General features: G+C 43.4%; 14 protein-coding genes. 2 read left to right on the plus strand and 12 right to left on the minus strand.

The features are described from left to right. Positions 1-251: transposase (locus tag G8O23_RS10460; protein WP_166364556.1), on the plus strand; the 251-nt coding region annotated here is incomplete at its 5' end. 142 nt (positions 252-393) lie between these two features. Here the strand turns inward: G8O23_RS10460 and G8O23_RS10465 are convergent. Beyond that, positions 394-1,848: a methyl-accepting chemotaxis protein gene (locus tag G8O23_RS10465; RefSeq protein ID WP_166364558.1), complete on the minus strand. Its 1,455-nt coding sequence runs from the start codon at positions 1,846-1,848 to the stop codon at positions 394-396. A gap of 13 nt (positions 1,849-1,861) precedes the next feature. After that, complete coding sequence (locus G8O23_RS10470) at positions 1,862-3,313, minus strand: methyl-accepting chemotaxis protein (protein ID WP_166364560.1); 1,452 nt, start codon at positions 3,311-3,313, stop codon at positions 1,862-1,864. Between the two features lie 247 nt (positions 3,314-3,560). Between G8O23_RS10470 and mutS the strand changes: the two genes are divergently transcribed. After that, entirely contained in the window at positions 3,561-6,152 is a 2,592-nt protein-coding gene (mutS, locus tag G8O23_RS10475; protein WP_166364668.1) for a DNA mismatch repair protein MutS, read from the plus strand. 5 nt (positions 6,153-6,157) lie between these two features. Here the strand turns inward: mutS and G8O23_RS10480 are convergent, their stop codons facing one another. The 10 genes from G8O23_RS10480 to G8O23_RS10525 form a co-directional block, all read right to left on the minus strand. Continuing rightward, entirely contained in the window at positions 6,158-7,381 is a 1,224-nt protein-coding gene (locus G8O23_RS10480; protein ID WP_166364562.1) for an ATP-binding protein, read from the minus strand. A gap of 959 nt (positions 7,382-8,340) precedes the next feature. Beyond that, a complete protein-coding gene (locus G8O23_RS10485; protein WP_166364564.1) occupies positions 8,341-9,033 on the minus strand; it encodes a head GIN domain-containing protein in 693 nt (230 codons plus the stop codon). 22 nt (positions 9,034-9,055) lie between these two features. Beyond that, complete coding sequence (locus G8O23_RS10490) at positions 9,056-11,431, minus strand: ABC transporter permease (RefSeq protein ID WP_166364566.1); 2,376 nt, start codon at positions 11,429-11,431, stop codon at positions 9,056-9,058. A gap of 24 nt (positions 11,432-11,455) precedes the next feature. Next, on the minus strand, positions 11,456-12,376 hold the full coding sequence (locus tag G8O23_RS10495) for an LA_2272 family surface repeat-containing protein (protein WP_166364568.1): 921 nt from the start codon (positions 12,374-12,376) through the stop codon (positions 11,456-11,458). A 77-nt stretch (positions 12,377-12,453) separates the two neighbouring features. Further along, positions 12,454-13,170, minus strand: a complete 717-nt coding sequence (locus G8O23_RS10500) for an ABC transporter ATP-binding protein (RefSeq protein WP_166364570.1) — start codon at positions 13,168-13,170, stop codon at positions 12,454-12,456. Between the two features lie 247 nt (positions 13,171-13,417). Beyond that, on the minus strand, positions 13,418-14,908 hold the full coding sequence (locus tag G8O23_RS10505) for an ATP-binding protein (RefSeq protein WP_166364572.1): 1,491 nt from the start codon (positions 14,906-14,908) through the stop codon (positions 13,418-13,420). Positions 14,909-14,945: 37 nt separating this feature from the next. After that, the gene (locus G8O23_RS10510; protein ID WP_166364574.1) at positions 14,946-15,434 is read right to left on the minus strand and encodes a response regulator; all 489 of its coding nucleotides are present in this window, start codon (positions 15,432-15,434) and stop codon (positions 14,946-14,948) included. Between the two features lie 12 nt (positions 15,435-15,446). Then, complete coding sequence (locus G8O23_RS10515) at positions 15,447-17,078, minus strand: SLC13 family permease (RefSeq protein ID WP_219932489.1); 1,632 nt, start codon at positions 17,076-17,078, stop codon at positions 15,447-15,449. A 143-nt stretch (positions 17,079-17,221) separates the two neighbouring features. After that, positions 17,222-17,695 carry a GNAT family N-acetyltransferase gene (locus tag G8O23_RS10520; RefSeq protein WP_166364576.1) on the minus strand — a complete coding sequence of 158 codons (474 nt, stop codon included), beginning with the start codon at positions 17,693-17,695 and terminating at the stop codon, positions 17,222-17,224. Between the two features lie 15 nt (positions 17,696-17,710). Continuing rightward, positions 17,711-20,098, minus strand: a complete 2,388-nt coding sequence (locus G8O23_RS10525; RefSeq protein WP_166364578.1) for an ABC transporter permease — start codon at positions 20,096-20,098, stop codon at positions 17,711-17,713. Positions 20,099-20,113 lie beyond the last annotated feature (15 nt).

Here is a 20,113-nt window from a genome sequence, read left to right on the forward strand (position 1 = left end):
AAAAAGGAGTTGCATACACAAAGCTTGCTAGGTGGTTTAATGAAATTACCGATTCAGGTTTTAAATCCTTCAACACCATTTCAGCAACAGTATATTCCCACTATCCTGAAATATTAAACTTCTTCAATAACAGAAGCACAAATGCTTCTGCTGAAAGTTTTAATGCTAAAATAAAATCATTTAGAGCAACCCTGAGAGGAGTTAAAGATACTTCATTTTTTATGTTTAGGTTGGCTAAAATCTATGCTTAGTCCACAACTTTTTAAACTGATCCCTTGCTACCGTGGTTCGTGGTGCTGTTGATAAGGAGGAGCTGAAAAAGGTAATGAAGCTGCCCGAGCATATGCATGTGGTGCTATGCCAGTCGGTAGGTTATTCGGCAGAGTAGATGGGTTATACCTTAAAGTAACCGGTAAGGGTGTTGAATCCATCCGCTTGATCGGAAAGAATTTCGGCTGCAGCGCTTAGCTCTTCTGCCGAGGCAGCATTCTTTTGGCTTACTTGGTTGATTTCTTGTAACGAAGCATTTACTTGGCTCATATTAGTTTGCTGCCCTTTGGTTAGAGCAAGCACCTCACTCACAAGCGAAGCGGTTTCCTTAACCTGTGGGATTAGTTTTTGTAGCAAGCCATTTGCATGCGATGTGACCTTATGAGTATTGACCGATATTTTGCTAATCTCATCGGCAGCTGCCCTACTTTTATCAGCTAGTTTTTTAACCTCTGTTGCAACTACGGAAAATCCTTTGCCATATTCACCTGCTCTGGCTGCTTCTACGGCTGCATTGAGTGCTAGAATGTTTGTTTGCACAGCAATATCGGAAATGATACGGATTTTTTGTGTAATCTGCTCAACTTCATTGGCACTTTGTTGATACGCTAACCCCACACTTGCAACGCTTTTAGCTAGCGTTTCGCTAAGTTCAGTTGTGCTATTGGCACTTTCCACAATTTGATCGATGCTCGATGATATCTCTTCTATGGATGATGATAATTCCTCTACCGTTGAAGCTTGCTCATTGGCTCCCGAACCCAAGCTTTGTGAGCCTGAGCTAACCTCCTTGCTGAGCATATTAAACTCGTTAGAAGTGTCTTTTATGGCCCTAACTACATCCATTATGATTCTTACCATAGCGGTTAAGGCTTTGTAAAGCAGCGATATCTCATCGTTACCTTTAGCCCCAATGGTTGTGGTTAGGTCGCCCTCCGACACTTGCTTGGAGAAGGCCACGCCTCTTCGAAGAGGTTTTACCAACGAGTTGCTAAAAATGATTACCACTACAAAGAAAATGCTGAAAACGAGAGGAGAAAAAACGAGCATAGTGGTTACCATTTTTTTTATGTCGGCATAAGCCTCGTTGGTGTATACCTTTGCAAACACGTATGCTTGTGAGGTTGGCGACACCCTTGTTCCGTAATAGATTACTTCTTGCTCGGTGCCGTTTTCATTTGTTGTATCTATGTTTCTAAGGATGTTTTTATCGCTACCAATTATTGTTTGGGCTAAGTCAAAATCTAATGTTTTCAGCAAGGTGTTTGGGTGATACGAGAGTGAATTGGATAGGTCAACAACAAAGAAGTAACCTGACCCAATAAATCCGATATCTTTGATTACATTATGAATTTCCTCAGCTGGGCTTTTTGCTTGGGTTGTTTTAGTCTCAATGGTTTTAACAATATCATTTATGGACTCTAAGCTCGATAGTGCTCTTTGGTCAACAACCTTTACAATTCTATTTTTTTCAAAAACATATGCACTGTAGGCCAGGGCTAAAATAAGCAGCATGGCTGAGACCGATATAACAAGGTTCATTTTCGCTCTTATCCTAATATTGTCTAGTAGTTTCATATCTCTACCTATTTTAGTGCTTAAAGAATGATACTTGGCTGATTAGCTGCTTGGTTTTACTCGCAAGCGCTTCTGCCGTAAGCTTAATGCTGTCTGCAATGTTGGCGTTGTTATGTGTAACATCGCTGAGCTGATGAATTGCCGTTTGAATCTGTTCAACACCTTGTTCAAGTTCAACAATAGCAGTTACGACCTCCTGAATATGCAAGGCGCTTTTCTCTATGGTAGGTAAAATACTTAGAAGTTCTTCCTCAGAGTTTATGGAGGTGGATAGGGTATTTTTTGCCAAGCCCGTGATTTCTTGGGCGGCAATGTTGCTTTTCTCGGCTAGTTTTTTCACCTCGGCGGCAACCACTGCAAAACCCCGACCATGTTCGCCTGCTCTGGCGGCTTCCACTGCAGCGTTTAGCGCTAGTAGGTTGGTTTGGAAGGCTATCTGGCTTACAGCTTCAATTTTTTTGGCAATCTCCTTAATGGCCACTAGGCTTTTTTCTGATGAGGATTTAAGGCTATTCAAGTCTTCAGATGTGTTCTTAGCCAAGCGGCCTGTTTGGTTTACTACTCTTGAGGCTTGTTTAAACGAGTCTGCAATTTCATCATAGGTTGTGGCTAAAACTTTAACCAGACCCGATTGCAAATCGACAGACTTTGACACTTCCCTTGCCGAAGACGATATTTCTTGTCCTGTTGTGCTAACCTGATTTGCTCCAAGGTCAATCTCTTTTACTACCTCCAGTATTTTTTGCTGCATGTAATTAAGCGCATTGGCAAGCTCGCCCATCTCATCTTTTCTGTGGAGTGAGAAATTCGAATGTAAATCGCCCTCTGAAATTCCTTTTGCAAAATCTAACCCATTTGTTAGGGGCTTGGTTATCGATTTAGTGAATGAGAGGATGACAAAAACAAAGATTGATAGGTATAGGAGTATAAAAAGAACAATGGTAATTTTCTTTTTTCTCACCTCACCATCCACCTCGTTGTGTGGCATACATACTATGCTCACTAGGTTGGTGTTATCCACAATGTAACCGTAGGCGCTAATATTATCGAGCATTATCTTTTCAACCCTTCCATTTAATAGAGCAGTTCTATTTCTGCTCTGAAGTATGGTTCTAACAATCTCGATATTATTTGAAGAATTTGAATTGATTGGTTCCCAGACAATTTTACCTGTATCATCAGCAATTAAAGGGTATCCTTCTTTCAAATATCTCTTTTGAAGAAGAAGCGACGAAAGCTTGGTGGCGTTTTCTGGGTTTAGCTTACCCTCCGATTTTGTTATGAGTTTTAGGTGAACAGATAAAATTTTCGCCTGTTCATACGAGTAGCTATCAGCATCATTTCTTATGCGTTCAACCTGTGTAGTGTAGGTTTTGTGGGCTAGGACAAGCACCATAAGTATGCTAAGCCCGATTACCACAGCATTAAGCCTGATGCTAAATTTTATGTTGGTAAAGTTTCCCATATGTACGATGAATAATGATTGTAGACCCTGTAAATGTAGGAAAATTAGTAATAGCTACTCTTCTGTTACATTAAACGTTTAGGTAAAATAGCAAATGCGGCATGCAAAAAGTATTAAACCCAAAATTTGTTTTCTACATTTGTGCTATCAAATCTTTTGAATTATACGCTCTAGCTTAGTTTAGGGTTCTATTAAAAATAATCTGATTTTGAGTTCTTCAGCCAAAAATATTGTTGAAACGCCCCTAATGAAGCAGTATAACTCCATTAAGCGGAAGCACCCCGATGCGATTCTGCTTTTTAGAGTGGGCGATTTTTACGAAACCTTTAGCGAGGATGCCATTAAAGCGGCCGAAATATTAGGCATTACCCTTACCCGTAGGGCCAACGGAGCAGCTTCGTTTGTAGAGCTGGCCGGGTTCCCCCATCATGCTCTCGACACCTACCTACCCAAGTTGGTTAGGGCGGGGCAACGAGTTGCCATTTGTGAGCAGCTCGAGGATCCCAAGATGACCAAAACCATTGTGAAGCGTGGAGTTACCGAAATGGTAACCCCTGGCGTTTCGTTCAATGATAACGTGCTGGAGCGCAAGGAGAACAACTTCCTGGCCTGTGTTCATCTCGATAAAAGGGCAGCTGGAGTGGCATTCCTCGATATTTCAACAGGCGAGTTTTACCTAGCCGAAGGCTCCTATGAGTACATCGATAAGCTAATTACCAACTTTAATCCCAAGGAGGTTCTGGTTGAACGCTCGAAGTACCGCGATTTTGTTGATTTTTTTGGAACCCGATACTATGTTTATAAATTCGATGAGTGGGCTTACCATGAGGAGGGGGCTAGGGAGAAGTTAGTAAACCATTTTCAAACCGCTAGCCTTAAGGGGTTTGGTGTTGACGGAATGAGCCTTGGAATAGTTGCCGCTGGTGCCGCCCTGTACTACCTCGATATCACACAGCATAGCCAAGCAAAGCATCTTGCCACCATTTCGCGAATCGAGGAGGAGAAGTACGTGTGGCTCGATAAGTTTACCATTCGTAACCTTGAGCTATTCTACTCGGTGAATGAGGGAGCCAAAACATTGGTCGATATTATCGACAAGACAGTTTCGCCCATGGGAAGCCGTTTGCTTAAGAAATGGATTTCGCTACCCCTTAAGGACGAAAAGCCCATAGCCGAAAGGCTAAATGTGGTGGAGTACTTCATCAACTCAATAGACAAAGCCGATTTGCTACGCGATGGTATTCGTGAAATGGGCGATCTGGAGCGGGTAATATCCAAAGCAGCAGTAGGTCGTATCTCGCCCCGCGAGATAGTAACCCTTAAGAATGCTTTAGAGGCCTTGGTTACAATTAAGCAAACCTGCGAGCAGTCCGATGAGCCAACCCTAATGCGGTTGGGTGAGCAGATTAATCTTTGTACCCGTATTCGGGAGCGTATTGAGCGCGAGATTGTAGAGGATCCACCGGCGCAGCTAAATAAGGGGAATGTAATTGCCAGTGGGGTGAATGCCGATCTTGATGAGTTAAGGGAGATTATGCACTCGGGTAAGGAGTACCTGCTAAACCTCCAGCAGCGCGAATCGGAGCGTACAGGGATATCGTCGCTTAAGGTTAGCTTCAATAATGTTTTTGGATACTACATAGAGGTGCGCAATACGCACAAGGATAAGGTGCCGCCTGAGTGGATTCGCAAGCAAACCCTTGTTTCGGCGGAGCGATACATTACTGAGGAGCTTAAGGAGTATGAGGCAAAGATTCTTGGTGCCGAGGAAAAGGTTATGGCCATAGAGCAACAAATTTTTGAGCAGCTGGTTTTTAGCTTAACTGAGTATATCGCCTCAATACAGCTCAATGCCAATCTGGTAGCGCAGCTCGACTGCTTATTGTCATTTGCCTCATCGGCAGCTGAGTATGGTTACTGTAAGCCTAAGGTAAATCAGGGCGATGCAATAGATATTAGGGAGGGGCGTCACCCAGTAATTGAACGGATGTTGCCTGCAGGAGAGGAGTATGTCTCGAACGATGTGCTGCTGAATGGCGATGCGCAGCAGATCATCATCATCACGGGGCCCAATATGTCGGGTAAGTCTGCTTTGCTTAGGCAAACGGCACTCATCGTGCTTATGGCACAAATGGGGTCCTACGTTCCGGCCAACGCGGCTACCATTGGGCTAGTCGATAAAATTTTTACCCGTGTGGGCGCATCGGACAACATATCCCTAGGCGAGTCAACCTTTATGGTGGAGATGCATGAGGCTGCTAGCATCCTCAATAACATCTCGGATCGTAGCTTGGTGCTACTCGATGAGATTGGCCGGGGAACATCTACCTACGATGGAATTTCCATTGCCTGGGCAATGACCGAGTATATCCATGAGAATCCCAACGGCAAGGCCAAAACTCTTTTTGCCACACATTACCACGAGCTTAACGAGATGGAGGGGGCTTTCCCTCGCATAAAAAACTATAATGTATCCATAAAGGAGCTAGATAACAAGGTGATATTCCTGCGTAAGCTTGTTCCTGGAGGTAGTGCGCATAGCTTTGGTATTCATGTGGCTCGTATGGCGGGAATGCCACCCAGCGTGGTGAAAAGAGCCACTGAAATACTTGCCGATCTGGAGAAGAGTCCACAGGATCAGAGGCTGAACAAGCCAAGTGCTGAGCTTGGGAAGAGTCGCGAGGGTTACCAGCTAAGTATTTTCCAACTCGACGACCCCGTGCTTAAGCAGATTCGAGACCAGCTGCTTTCGCTAGATATTAACAACCTTACCCCCGTTGAGGCGCTCAACAAGCTAAACGATATAAAACGGTTGGCGGGAGTAAGCGATAAGAAGTAGATCTTTTAGCTTTTGTTGGTTGGTAATGATATCGACACCTTTGTGCCTATATTTGGGGTGCTATCGATGCATAGCGTGCCGTTTATCTTGGCTACTAATTCTCTACAAATTTGAAGCCCTAGCCCAGTCCCTTTTTCCTTCTCAGTACCCAGTTGGCTTTCCAAATCGCTGGAGTTTAATATGGAATTTACTTTTTCGGAATCCATTCCAATGCCTTTGTCGGTAATGGTAATAAGTGTGTGCTGTTCGTTGGGAAGTATGCTAATTGTTATATTGCTTCCTCTATGCGAATATTTAAGGGCGTTAGATAGGAAGTTACGAATAATAATTCCAAGGATTTCAGGATCGGTCCAAACCTGTGAGTATTTATCAATATCTAGCTCAACTCGGATTTCTTTACTTCTGGCAATGTCCTCGAGGGCTAAAACCTGCTTGTTTACAATGGACTGAATGTCAACACTGCTCAAACTAATATTTATCTCATCGGTTTGAGTCCAGGCCCAGTTAAGCAGGTTGTCGGCTACGCTATATAGGTGTTGTGCTCTTTCGTGTATCTGTTGGAGCCTGAGCTTAAAGTAGTCAGGTTTATGTAGTTTCTCCTCAAAGTTAAGCAGCATCACCTCGGTTAGCCCCATGAATGCGTTGAAGGGGCTTCTTAGGTCATGCGCAATAATTGACAATAGTTTGGTTTTGGTCTCGTTAAGGTTTCGTAGCTCGTCATTTTGCTTCTCAATTTCTCTTGTTCTGTCAACAACCTTTTCTTCCAGCTCCTTATTACGTTCCTTAAGCAATTTGTAAGGTACGCTATCGCCCACATCTTGCCCCTCGGCGGGTTGCGACCAGTGGCCGTGTGCTATTTTCCAGCGCTCATCCTCCTTCACCATGATAACAGTTGAGCGATTGTTTTTACAGTCGATAACCTCTTGCCCTGCCCAGATCTTCATATCCATCGTTACAGTTAGGTAGGCTGAGGATGGACTGGTACGGAACACCTCAATTCCAGTTATATTGTAATCAATGGGGTTTGGTGACTGAGTAAACTCACGCTGATAGAAAGAAAGGGTATTGGTGGTGGAGGTGCTATGTTCGTCGATTCCTGTGCCAAACATGGTGAACTCCTGGGCAAACATGGTTACCATTTTATCCCAGTCGCGTTGAGTGTAAGCGTCAAAATACTCAAGGTATGCGCTGATTATTGCTTGCCTCTCTTTGCTGCTGGTTGAGTTCATCGCTATTTTAGTATACGCCGTTTGTGTTGACCCCAAAGATAAAAAATATTTATTTAACCAATTTTTTTTGAAATTTGGTTAGATTTTATCTTCGGGTAATACATCTACTATTACGGCAAGAAAAGAGAGAGGGTTGCAGCTGCTGGGGGTATAAAACAGTAATGGGAACCATTCAACGCGAACAGTTCCCATTCACTAGCCGAAACCGAGGTTTCATTTAGTGCCAGACTACGGTTATTCCGACTGGCATACAGCGAATATCTGGCGATACTCCCTTAGTAGCCCTTGGCTTTCCCAACCCTACCGGTTAGAGTAGGATTTTCGAGCTGTCCTTTCGGTTGCTCCTAGGAGTTTCCTTCCGGGACGAAGTGTCGTTTGGTAAAGACCTACTTCCTTTGGTTTTGCCTCTGGTTAGCTCTTCTTGTGCTTTTCCTTGCGGAGCCACTTACATTCCGGGCTATCCATTTTTGGTGGCAATGCCTTTACTCGGCAGGCAACCCCTAGCCTGTTCATACGAACATTTTTTGGGGTTCAGCATTTGCTCAGCAGAGCGTAAGCTCTGTTTGGCTTGCTGCTTTCGACTCAATCATTTGAAGAACGCTAGGCGATCTTGGCTTGACTGACCTTGCCCTTTGGGCTAACCCTTTGGGTTTGGACTTCGGCTCTGGGGTAAGCAGATTTTGCAATCTGGATGAAATTTTAATGCTGCACCTAAGCAGCTATTATCATTTCCTTACCTTTCTGAGCAGCCTTTTATCTCTCGTCTGGTAGAACAAATATATAGCTGAAAAGTACCCAGATGCAAGTTTTTTTCGTTGTATTAATTAACTCTGTATCAACATCAATTATTAACAATTGTTGATAACCTTGGAGGCTTGACTGGGCTTGGAATGTGCTTTACTGTTATTCGATTTTTCTGTGGTTATTAACATCACAAGGTGAAAACATTTTGACTTTGGCTAATATTTTTTTACGCTGCCGAGGCCAGAAATATTTGCTTTCACCATTGGGTTACCTGCATAGCGAATCGATCCAATGCCCGACACTGTGGCCTCGAGCATTTCGGTTGCCAGCACGTTTACCTTACCTACCCCGCTATTGCTTACCTTAGCATTAGTAGCTTTAAGCTCGGTTGCGTTGATATTGCCTACACCGCTTACGCTTATCCTTAGATATTCGGTTGAACCTCTAACATCCATATTGCACACGCCGCTGCAGGTAAGCCTAAAGCTGTCCGAGGTAAGATCCATTTCAATATTGCCTACACCCGATACCACCATCCTAAACTCGGGGAGGGTAAGGGTGCGTATTGTTTTCATATCAACAGCGCCGCCAATATTAAGCTGTTTCAGGTCGCTAATCTCTATCTTAACCACCACATCCTCTCGGCTTCTCCACTTCCAGTCACTTGTAAGGGTTGCCTTTCCGTTTCTAATATTGGTGTCAATCTCCTTTAGTAAGTATTCCTCACCAAGAATTTCGATGTTGGGCTTATTGCCCTGCACCACCACTAGCTGGCATGCAATGTTTATCGAAATAGTTTCGACCTCTGAGATGTCATAGATCCTCTTTCCTTTTTGGGTTTGACCTAGAGCAAGCCCTGTGCAAGCCAGAGCAAAAAGAGTGATAAGAACAATGGTTTTTGTTTTCATGCTGATATGATTTAGTTTATTTCTACTCGTATTTAATCGATTTAACAGGGTCTTGCTTTGTAGCTCCATAGGTAATAAACCCTATTGATGTTATGGCCAGTGCAATACCAGCAATTGCCGAACCGACAAATATCCATGGGTTGATATCGATTCGATACGCAAAGTTATTTAACCAGTCGTTGGCTAAGTAGTACGATATGGGCCAGGCAATAAGCGTTGCGATAATAATAAGCTTGATGAAGCTCCACCATATCATTGTTAGAAGGGTGAAAACATTGGCTCCCATTACCTTGCGAATGCCAATCTCCTTCACTCGCAGGCTAGTGGAATAGGCTGCTAATCCAACTAGGCCAAGGCATGCAATACAAATAGCGATAGCGGTAAGCAAAAGGAAACCCTTCGACATGCCCTCTTCAGATGCGTATAGTGAGTTGTAGTTGTCGGACACAAAGGTGAAATTAAGTTCATCGTTACCAACAAGTTCTTTCCATTTATTCCTTATTCCTTCAATTGTTGCATTGTGGTTTCCCGGTTCGAGCCTTACAATTAGCATAAACGCATTTTTTGTATCGAGCTGTATGAGCAACGGCTTTATAGCACTATGCATTGACTCGTAATGAAAGTCTTTAACAACACCAATTACCGAAAGGGGAATATCATTCTCATCGTGGCTCTTCCAAATCCGCTTGCCTATGGGATCGTCCCAACCCATCCTTTTTACAAGGGTTTCGTTTACCAAAACAGCCAAACTATCGCCGGGTAGTGAGCAGTCAAATTCTCGTCCTTTTAACAGCTCAATTCCTAAGCTACGGATGAAGTCGCAATCGCCTCGTAACCTTGGGATAAGCATTGTTGCATTGTCTGCAGACCCTTCGGGGATGTAATTGCTTGCGCTGAAATCGTGAGGTGGGTTATTGGATGTAATTGAAACGGCCTTAATTCCGTTTATCTTTTCTAACTCCGATTTAATTACTCTAATATCTGTTGCCGCAGTCATACTCCTTGTGCTTATGGCAATAGAGTTTTCCTTATCGAAACCCATGGCATGCTTCACCAAGAATTGCCTTTGCTGATAAACAATAGATGTAATTATTATAAGCGATAGACCAGCAGCAAATTGTGATATAATGAGAACGTTGCGGAAGATAGTTTTCTTACCCAGCAAACCATTTCCCTTTTTTATCACCTTAATGGGATTAAATGAGCTCAGCACAAAGGCAGGGTAAAATCCTGCAATAACTCCAAGCCCAATCGAGAACAGTAAGAACATCAAGGTTACCTTCAGGTTGCTTAGTACGCCGAAAGAGAGCGGAAGTCCAGTTAGCCTTCCGAATGGTTCAATGGCTAATTCGGCAATGGGGAGGGCAATTATAAAGGCGATCACCGCAAGTAGCATAGATTCAATAAGGAACTGAAGTACAATGTAATATTTTGGGCTGCCATTTATCTTGCGCATTCCAACTTCGTATGCCCTCCGATTGGCCAGGGCTACGCTAAGGTTGGTGTAATTAACTGCTGCTAGTATCACTACAATTATCGAAACTGTTAGCAGGGCAATGATTTGGCCAATACTACTACCCCCGGTATCGCCAATTCTGTTGGAGTGTAACCTGATGTTTTGAATTGGCATAAGGGTGAAATCCGACTTCCATCCCATTTGTTCTCTAATCTCTGCGGTTTTCTCCACCATAAGTGCATTGATTTTTTCTTCAAGCGCTTCAACGTTCGTCAAGTCCTTAACCTTTATGTAGGTGAAAAGGCTACTGTCATACCATGAGTCGAGAGGGGCTGAGGAGTGTTTGTCAAGGTTCAGCAATGCATCAGCCTTAATGTGTGAGTTCAATGGGAGATCCTTATATACTAGCGATACGGCAACCGGTGTGGTGCCATTGTAAAAAAGAGGTTGCCCCAAGGGGTTTGCATTGCCAAATATTTTCTTGGCAGTTGATTCGCTTATGGCAATGCTTTCGCTTGATAGCAGCGCTTTGCTCTTGTCTCCTATTATAACTTCAATCCCAAAAAGGCTGAAGAAGGATGTATCACACCTAACAATGCGATCCAGGGCAATCTCTTTATCGCCATATTTAAGGCTACTACTACCCCTTTCCATTCGCAGGCTCATCTCCACTTCTGGAAATGTCTCAACAAGTGCAGGCCCCATAGCGCCTGGAGTAACTGCAGCCTCAATGTGCTGATCTGACACAAAAATGTCTTGATTTATCCTAATTATTCTATGGTAATCCTTAAATGATTTTTCGAAGCTAAACTCAGCATCAACCTTTAGTATGGCTAGCATTGATATGCTGATGGCTAGGGTTAGCCCCAGTATGTTTAAAAAATTATAGCCTTTGTGGCGCCTAAGGTTACGGAGTGAAACAATTAGAAGGTTTTTAAACATAGCTTATGGTTTGTTTTGGCATTACTAAAATCTTGCCCCAATGGCTAGCCTGGCACCAACAATAAGCCTATGGCTATGCCCAAATGTATGGTCGACTATCGAGATTGTAGGGTTTGCCATCGGATGCAAATCCTCATTGTAGTTCCATACAATGGATGGCCCTGCTGTCATATAAATATGTTTGTTAAATGCGTAACCAAGTTTTGGCGTAAAGCTGTAGTAGTGTGTGTTGAACAACTTGGGTGAACTTACCGATTTAATCTCGGGGTTAAAAAACAGTTTATTGTTGATATCAATTATGCTACCCACTCCAAAGCCATATTCAAATAGCCTATCGCCATTGCCGCCGTATGAACCTGTAATAAAGGTGTATAGAGGTTTTACACCTATTTTGAACGAAAGGTTTACAGGGTGCATCTCCGATGCAAAGAGTTCTACTGCTCTGTAGCCACCCTTACGAACAATAGATACAAATCCCAATGGGATTCCGCTTTCTAATGAATCAACATAGTTTACAAATCCCAGCTGAAATCCATTTAGCTTTGATGCGGAATTAACAAACCCAATTTGTGGGCTATTGGAAGCCGATTTGGTGAAATTTACAAATCCTACTTGTATCCCTGTTAGTGAGTTGAGCGAGGTGTTGACAAACCCCACCTGAGCCCCTTTGGTGTTCGCCAGCACGCTATTCACAAACCCTACTTGAATTCCCTCGAAATCTTTGAAGTTTGTATTAACAAAGCCAACGTGTACCCCTTTATGATTACCCATTGCATTGTTTACAAAGCCTATAAGGGGGTAGTTAAATCCATCGGGAACAAAATTCACAAAGAATGAGTAGATAACCACATCTCTATTCCTTTCCGAGTCATCTTGCCCATAGCTTAAATGTACGTTAAGCATAATGGAACAAGCAGTAATTGTTACAAATAAAAAATTTTTCATTACCATTTTTTTGTGGAAGATGGATTTGGCTCAAAAGCCAAATCCATCGTATTTGTTAAATGCATTTACCTATAGTGCTACACAGCGCTGGCAAGCTCCTCTTTCATTTTGGGTTGACGGGCAATCTGCTTTTCGCTTACCACCTTACCGTCGAGTAGGTTTATAATTCGATGGGCATGCTCTGCATCGCCTTGAGAGTGGGTAACCATAATGATGGTGGTTCCTTCGCGGTTAAGTTCACCTAGCAGGTTCATCACCTCATTTCCATTGTTGGAATCGAGGTTACCGGTTGGTTCATCGGCAAGGATTACCTTTGGGTTCGATACTACCGCTCTTGCTATGGCCACGCGTTGCTGTTGACCTCCCGATAGTTGCTGTGGGAAGTGGTTGCGCCTGTGCGAAATTCCCATTCTCTCAAGTGCCCGTTCGGTCATCTCCTTGCGCTGGGCAGGGGGCACTTTTTGGTATACCAAGGGAAGTTCCACGTTTTGGTAAACGGTTAGCTCGTCGATTAGGTTAAAACTTTGAAAAACAAACCCAATGTTCGATTTGCGAAGAGTGGTGCGATGGCGCTCCCTGAAGTTCGTAACATCTATACCGTTAAAAACGAACTTTCCACCGCTGGGGTTATCGAGTAGCCCAAGAATATTAAGCAGGGTCGATTTTCCGCATCCCGAGGGTCCCATTATGGCGACAAATTCACCATCCTGCACTTCTATGGATATATCGTTGATTGCAGTTGTTTCAACCTCTTCGGTGCGGAATACTTTCATTAAATTTTCAATCTGTATCATGGCATTTAGTTTAAATTGGTTTTTTATGATTAAACCTAATCATAACCTGTGCCATACAGTGTAATGGTTTGTTATGTAGTGTTTTGAGGGTGTGTAGCTGTAGCAGTTTGTCATCTTATTACGTAAGGGATCGTAGTGAAATAGGACAGTGGTGTACGCTGGCGTACACCTAAATTAGAGTCAGCTCGATTTCTTTGAAGAGGAAAGGATGCTACCCTGCGTTTATGATTCTTTCTAGCGCGAGATACTAGCTGTGGCTTGGAACTCTGATTGTAAACTCAGCGCCACCACCCTTACGATCGGATATGCTTATGGTGCCATGGTGCTTCTCGATAATACCCTGCGCTATGGTAAGCCCTATACCCAGGCCAAAGTCTCCACCCCCGGCTTTGGTTGTGAAGCTGGGCTGAAAAATCTTTTCTTTGATTTTATCGGGAATTCCGGGCCCATTATCGGCAATTTTTATCCAAACATAGGAACTGCTTTGCTCCAATCCACATGACAGGTAAAGATTTCCATTATCGTTCATTGCATCGCAGGCATTAATAATCAGGTTAGTCCACACCTGATTAAGTTCACCTACAAAGCAGTTGACAGGTGGGATGTCTTGTAGGTCATCATCTATCTGCACGTTTTTAAGCCTATGCCCAAGAATTTGTAGCGTTTCACGAATACCCACTCGTATATCGGCTCGCTCGGGGCTTTTTCCGGGTTGGCGGCTATAGCTCTTTAGGCTTTTCACCAGAAACTCAATTCGGCTGGTAGATAACTTTATACCGTTTAGGAATACTCCAGATTGGTATGCGTCGAGCAGTAGGTTTAGGGTCTCCTGTTGCGACTCTTTTTTCGCAAAAGGATTTAACTGCTCCAAGAGTTCAGCAGACAGCTCGGCGAGGAGTCTTAGCTTTCCCCGTTGAAGAAATGGAAAGTTATTCGAAAGCATTTTCATGCGCTCCCGCTGTTCCGTGGTGCCGGAGTAATCCCTGTTAATACCCGATTCGAAAAAGAGTCGAACTAATTCTGAACTTGCAATTCCAGCTGCTTTGTTAAACATGGCCGGTAAATTGGCCGATAGGTAGTCGACAGATCTTAGTAGGGCTGACGCAGGGTTGTTTATTTCATGGGCTAGTCCAGCAGTCAGTTCTCCTAAAGTGGCCATTTTTTCCTGCGATATGTATGCGTTCCTTGTTCGCTCCAGCTCCGTAATGGTCCGTTGCAACTGGTTGCGTTCCAACTCCAACTCATTGGTAAGGTGAGCCACCTCCAGGTGGAGCCCAACCACGCTGCGGTATCGCTCGGCAAGGTTTGAGAAGATAAGCCCCTGCAGCGTGCGGCTAATCTCTGGGTATTTTGTGAAAAAGATATCAAAACTATCGTGGTCGAAGGCAAGGGTCTTTACCTTTGAGTGAGCCTTTATGGTGATGAAAATTGGTTCGCCTGTTTGGAATGATAGTAGTCCACAAAAGTCGCCTGGCCCAAGCAATCCAATATCAGCCGTAACGTCTTCACCCTCTTTTTGCTGCTGTACCTCGCCCTCAAGCACAACGTAAAGGTGCTGGTTCTGTTCTCCCTCCTTAAGGATCGTTTCATTGGGTGCAAAGGTCTTGATTAGGCTTATGAGTAGCTGCGAACCAGGTATTAGCTGGTTGATGCTCTGTACAAAAGTTGCCTTATCGTAAAGCGGACGGCCAGCCTCTTCGATTACCTTGGGGTTGTTGTGCCTTTTTTTGGTCATCATTTATAGCAGAGGGTGAGTTAGTGCGTTCCGATGATGATTAAATAAATCCTTTTGCCCTTATGGCTTCCTGTAATCGCTCCTGATTCAGCATCGACATGTAGGGAAGTAGGTTGTCGGCATTCTCAATAACGTAGCTGGTTAGCTCATCAATGGCTACATCAAGCAGGTGTTCATGTTTCCAAGGTTTCGATACGTATCGATTCAGGCGAGCGTTGTTCACCGCCTGAATGGTATCTTCAAGTCCGGCTTGGCCTGTGAGCAGCACCTTTCGGGTGCTTTTGGTAAACTCATCGTTTTGCATCTCAATCAGCAGATCAACACCCTTGTCTCCGGGCATGATGTGATCGCAAAGGATTAGCCCAATGCTATGCCCCTCGTTGCGCAGCTCATTAATGAGCTTGCGGGCTTCGTTGGCCGAGTTGGCTACCTCAATGGGGAAAACCTCCTCCAGTTGCTCTAAGTCGCGAACAACTACATCCAGCACTTGGGGCTCATCCTCAACACAAACTATATAGATATCAGTCATAAGATAATGGTTTTAGTTTAGAATAAATGGCCAGTATAGTTGCGATAGGATTAGTGTGGCAACAATTCCAACAAGTCCAATAATTAATCCAACCTTAACCATATCGGGCGTTTTTATGTAGCCGGTGCTCATGGCTATGGCGTTGGGTGGGGTTGATATGGGAAGGAGCATAGCCATATTACACGCCGCACCAATTACAAGGCTGGTAATGATAAGGCTAAACCCATCGCCTGCGATGCCCGTTGCTCCCATACTAACAGCAAGTGGAATTAACAATGTTGCGGTAACTGTATTGGATAAGAAGTTGGAGAGCATTAGCGCTACAAATCCAAATACCAGCAGTAAAAGAATTTGTGGGAACGCCTCCCAGGTAATGCTAGAAACTAACCACATAGCCAGGCCAGTATTCTCCATACTTAGCCCTAGTGCTATTCCACCCGCAACCAACCAAAGTACCTCCCATGGTAGCGATCGGATATCCTCCTTTTTCATAACTCCAGTTATGGTTAGGCCCGCAATTGGTATAAAAGCCACCATGGCGCTGGGGATGCCGTGCTGCGATTCGGTAAACCATAGTAGTACGGTTGCAATAAATGTGGCGTAGAGTATAATTGCATGAGGTGCTTTGCTAAAGTTACCCTTAAGCGTTAGTTCGAACCGCTTAACTGATGCAGGGTATAGCAACCTTAATGTGCCCCAAGTTAAAACCAGCAGTAGAATTACAAGGGGTAGCATAAGCGCAACCCAGCTACCAAAGGCTATGTTTATTCCCTGTTGGCTTAGATTGGCTATTACTATTGCATTTGGAGGCGTTCCAATTGGTGTGGTCATTCCGCCAATGTTTGCAGCTATTGGAATACTAAGGGCAAGCATAATGCGGAACTTATCGTCTTTTGCTACGTGGGCCACAATGGGTATGGCTACTGTCATCATCATGGCGGTGGTAGCTGTATTACTCATAAATGCCGAGAGCGAGGCTGTAACAATCATCAGCCCAAGGATAATAAACGATGGGTTTGTGCCGAAGGGTTTTAGTAGAACCCTTGTGAGGTTTTTATCCAGATTATATTTAACCGATGCCCCAGCGAGCATAAACCCGCCAAGGAAAAGAATTACTATTGGGCTTGCTAAGGTGCCAAAGAATACTGAGAATGAAACTGGCTTGTATCCAACCAGCTTATGCTGAACATTTGTTACCACCTTTGTGTCATGATGCAATTTTTCACTTTTCACCTCCACCCAGTCCGCACGGTTTATCACGTTTACCTCAGTGGCAAGATAATTCTTGCTATCCGTGGCAATGTAAATTGAATTGCCATCAATTGCCGAAACTGGAACTAGCCAAGTATCTTCGGTATATTGTTTTATTGAGGTTTTGGGGAGGCTGGCATCGGAGTATACCAGTCCCTGATGGCTTAGCAGTAATACTTGCAGAAATATTACCAGCATAGATGTGGAGTATATGGGGATGGTTTCGAACATCCAGAATACGGCTGCCATAAGGAAAATGCTCAGGGTGAGGTGCCCTGCAAACGAAAGACCATTGAATGTGACAGCAAGGGGAATGCAGAACCCAATGATTCCCAAACCCAGCCCCACGAAAAACTTAAGTCGATTAGATTTTTGTTTAGTTCTAATTGGCATACTAGTAAAATTTGGTACACAAAGGTATAAAATTAGGATAGTATAATATGACTTATGTAAAGAAAAACCCTCGAAAATCGAAGGTTTTAGAGGGTTTGTGTTTTTTTGTTAATGCATATAGCTGTTGCAAAATGAGCAACTTATTAAGCGCCTAATGGCTTAACCATTGTAATGGAAGCATTTGTTGATTCAACCCCCACAAATCCATATCGCTCGTAGAGTTTTAGAACATAGTTTGCCTTATCTACGCTAAGTGATACGTTTTTATAGCCTAATGCCTCCTGCTTCTGGATCATTTTGCCCTCAGTGCCCTTATGCTTATAGGATGGATATAGCGTCATACAGAGTTCTGTGGTTTGCGAATCAACATATCCATACCCTTTATTCTGTTTGGAAAATATTCGAGTCCAAATGGCACCCACCAAATTCCCATCAAGTTCCGATACCAAGCAGCAATCACCCTCTCGGCCCAAATCTTCAGCGTACTTAACCAAATCGGGATGCTGAATTATTTCCTCAGATGGTTGTTGCTCGCCGTCTGGGACAAATATTACTTGATATAGCATCTCGTTTAGGAAAACAAGTTCATGGGGTTTAATATGTCTAACTTTAATCATTGAGCAGACCATTAACTATTCATATTTCAGGGTGATTGTTGGGTTATTCGATGCCACCTTAAGCGATTGAAGAAAAACAATTACTGTAACTATAACTCCAATGATTACAACACTCACTATGGTGGTCCAATATGGGAAACCAATTGAGTAAGCAAAGTTGGCCAACCATTCAATCATAAAGTACAGAGCGAGAGGAATTGCAGCAAATGAGGCAATGGCAACAAGTAGAAGGTATTCACCAGAGAACTTTTTAACAATATCCGAGGCGGTTGCGCCAAGCACTCGGCGGACCGCAACTTCCTTCATTCTTTGTCGGGCGGTCATAGCTGAAAGCCCTATTACGCCAAACATTGCAATAAGTATTGATAGTACCGAGAAGAACATAAACATTTTGCCAAAATTTCGTTCAACGTCATAGTACGATCCCAAAAGGTTGTCGAGACTTTCGTAGTAGAAATATTTCTCAGGAAATATTTTATTCCAGAGCACTCTGGTTTCCGAAACTGCCCCACTTAGCGACTGATTCTCAAAGTTAATCAGAACCCACAAAAGATTATGGTCTTGCTCATGTCCCAATGCGGTTATCACCAACGGTGGCACGGGCTCGTGTAACGATTCAAGATGAAAATCTTTAACTACCCCTACAATTCGAAACTGACCATCGCGGCCTTCAACAGTCTTGCCTAGGGGATCGAGCCAGCCAGCCCGGCGAACCAACTCCTGGTTAACCACGGCATGCTCCAACTCCATACCATCCTCTCCTGAAAAATAGCGACCCTCGGCAAGGGTGCTCGATATGGTGTTAAGAAAGTTCCTGTCGGCCTGCAGGTGGTGGGAAATCTGTGAGTTCTCTGAGCCCTCGAAGAGAAACCCCTCCCGGGAATGCGATAGCCCGGGGATAGAGCTCGCTAAGGTAATCTCTTTTACCCAAGGGTTTGCGCTTAACTCTTGCTTAAGCAGTTCTGCCTCCTGCTTGTAGTTTGAGCCGGTTACCCTAATTGCCACGAGATTCGTGTGGTCAAATCCATAGCCTTGGTTCTGAAAGTAGTTTAGTTGAATGTAAACAACCAGCGTTGATATTATTAAGCCAATAGATACAGCGAACTGAACCGTTAGCAATGCGCTTCGTAAGGAGAATTTATTAGATTTTTTCCAAAGTTCACCCTTGAGGATCTTTATGGGAATAAAGCTTGCCATATGAAATGCTGGGTATATTCCTGCAAAGAAGCCAAAGAGAATGCTGAAAATAAAAAATGAGGAAACGTAGAACCATACCGGAGCAGATAGAAGGCTAAGGTTAACCCCTAAGAAGCTGTTGAATAATGGCAGAACCAGCTCTACCGTAAGCAGCGCCATAACGAAGCTGATTGCCGTAATAAGAAAGGTCTCTGACAGGAATTGCAGTCGTATTCTCCATCTTGATGCGCCGAAAACCTTTTTCAAACCTGTTTCTTTTGCTCGCTTACCCGATACGGAGATGGTTAGATTTACATAGTTAACCCCCGCAATTATTAGCAAAAAGATTGCAATTAGGGAAAACCATTTTACTTTATGGAAAGTTCCAGTTTCTCTAATCTCGTTGTTGAACTCACTATGCAACCTAATATTGGTAATGGGTTCATAACTAATAGCCACAGTGGTTCCAAGTGGCTCAAACTCCTTGTTGATGTTTTCAAAAGCCAATTCCTCCGTTTTCTCATCTAATGCTCTCATATCAAAGTCATCAACTAACTTCAGGTAGGTGTAGTAGCTTATATGGCTTGTCCAGGTGCCAATGCTTCTGCCACCCTCTGTAAGCGTTGATAATGATGTGAGAAAATCAAATTCTATGTGAGAGTTTTCAGGAGGGTTATTGGCAATTCCCGTTATCTCCCATCCATCCACATCGTTAATCCTTATTACCTCTCCAATAGGGGATGGGACATTTGGAAAAAGTGCTTCTGCTGAACTTTGAGTTAATACTACCGATCTAGGATTTTTAAGAACAGTTCTAGCATCGCCCTCAAGAAGTTTAAAGGAGAAGAAGCTAAAAAAGTTGCTATCGGCCATCATCACATTATCAAATTCGTAGAATTGATTGTTAATATTTACCTTTGTAGCATTGCTTTGCCCCAACCTTGTAAAATCAGTCACTTCGGGAAACCTTTCGTTTAGGTCAACTCCCATTGGAGCACTGGAAAGAGGTATTTCCACCTTATGCCCTTGACTGTTTATGGCAATATTAATTCTGTAAATATTCTGATAATCCTGATGGAATCTATCAAAATTAGCTTCTTGCCATGCAAATAGAAATATTACAAAGCATACAGCCATTGATACGGCTAACCCAAATAAGTTGATAATAGTGAACAACTTGTTGCTCAAGAATTGCCTAAAGGAAGTTTTTATAAAATGTGAGACCATAATTAGAATTTTTTA

The sequence above is a fragment of the Perlabentimonas gracilis genome, from assembly GCF_011174675.1.
GTDB classification, from domain to species: Bacteria; Bacteroidota; Bacteroidia; order Bacteroidales; family Tenuifilaceae; genus Perlabentimonas; species Perlabentimonas gracilis.

What these genes read in the sequence shown, in the direction of transcription:
- G8O23_RS10500 (WP_166364570.1), bottom strand. Translation starts at nt 13,170, where the DNA reads ATGATACAGATTGAAAATTTAATGAAAGTATTCCGCACCGAAGAGGTT.
- G8O23_RS10505 (WP_166364572.1), bottom strand. Translation starts at nt 14,908, where the DNA reads ATGATGACCAAAAAAAGGCACAACAACCCCAAGGTAATCGAAGAGGCT.
- G8O23_RS10525 (WP_166364578.1), bottom strand. Translation starts at nt 20,098, where the DNA reads ATGGTCTCACATTTTATAAAAACTTCCTTTAGGCAATTCTTGAGCAAC.
- G8O23_RS10515 (WP_219932489.1), bottom strand. Translation starts at nt 17,078, where the DNA reads ATGCCAATTAGAACTAAACAAAAATCTAATCGACTTAAGTTTTTCGTG.
- G8O23_RS10470 (WP_166364560.1), bottom strand. Translation starts at nt 3,313, where the DNA reads ATGGGAAACTTTACCAACATAAAATTTAGCATCAGGCTTAATGCTGTG.
- G8O23_RS10510 (WP_166364574.1), bottom strand. Translation starts at nt 15,434, where the DNA reads ATGACTGATATCTATATAGTTTGTGTTGAGGATGAGCCCCAAGTGCTG.
- G8O23_RS10495 (WP_166364568.1), bottom strand. Translation starts at nt 12,376, where the DNA reads ATGAAAAATTTTTTATTTGTAACAATTACTGCTTGTTCCATTATGCTT.
- G8O23_RS10520 (WP_166364576.1), bottom strand. Translation starts at nt 17,695, where the DNA reads ATGATTAAAGTTAGACATATTAAACCCCATGAACTTGTTTTCCTAAAC.
- G8O23_RS10485 (WP_166364564.1), bottom strand. Translation starts at nt 9,033, where the DNA reads ATGAAAACAAAAACCATTGTTCTTATCACTCTTTTTGCTCTGGCTTGC.
- mutS (WP_166364668.1), top strand. Translation starts at nt 3,561, where the DNA reads ATGAAGCAGTATAACTCCATTAAGCGGAAGCACCCCGATGCGATTCTG.
- G8O23_RS10490 (WP_166364566.1), bottom strand. Translation starts at nt 11,431, where the DNA reads ATGTTTAAAAACCTTCTAATTGTTTCACTCCGTAACCTTAGGCGCCAC.
- G8O23_RS10480 (WP_166364562.1), bottom strand. Translation starts at nt 7,381, where the DNA reads ATGAACTCAACCAGCAGCAAAGAGAGGCAAGCAATAATCAGCGCATAC.
- G8O23_RS10465 (WP_166364558.1), bottom strand. Translation starts at nt 1,848, where the DNA reads ATGAAACTACTAGACAATATTAGGATAAGAGCGAAAATGAACCTTGTT.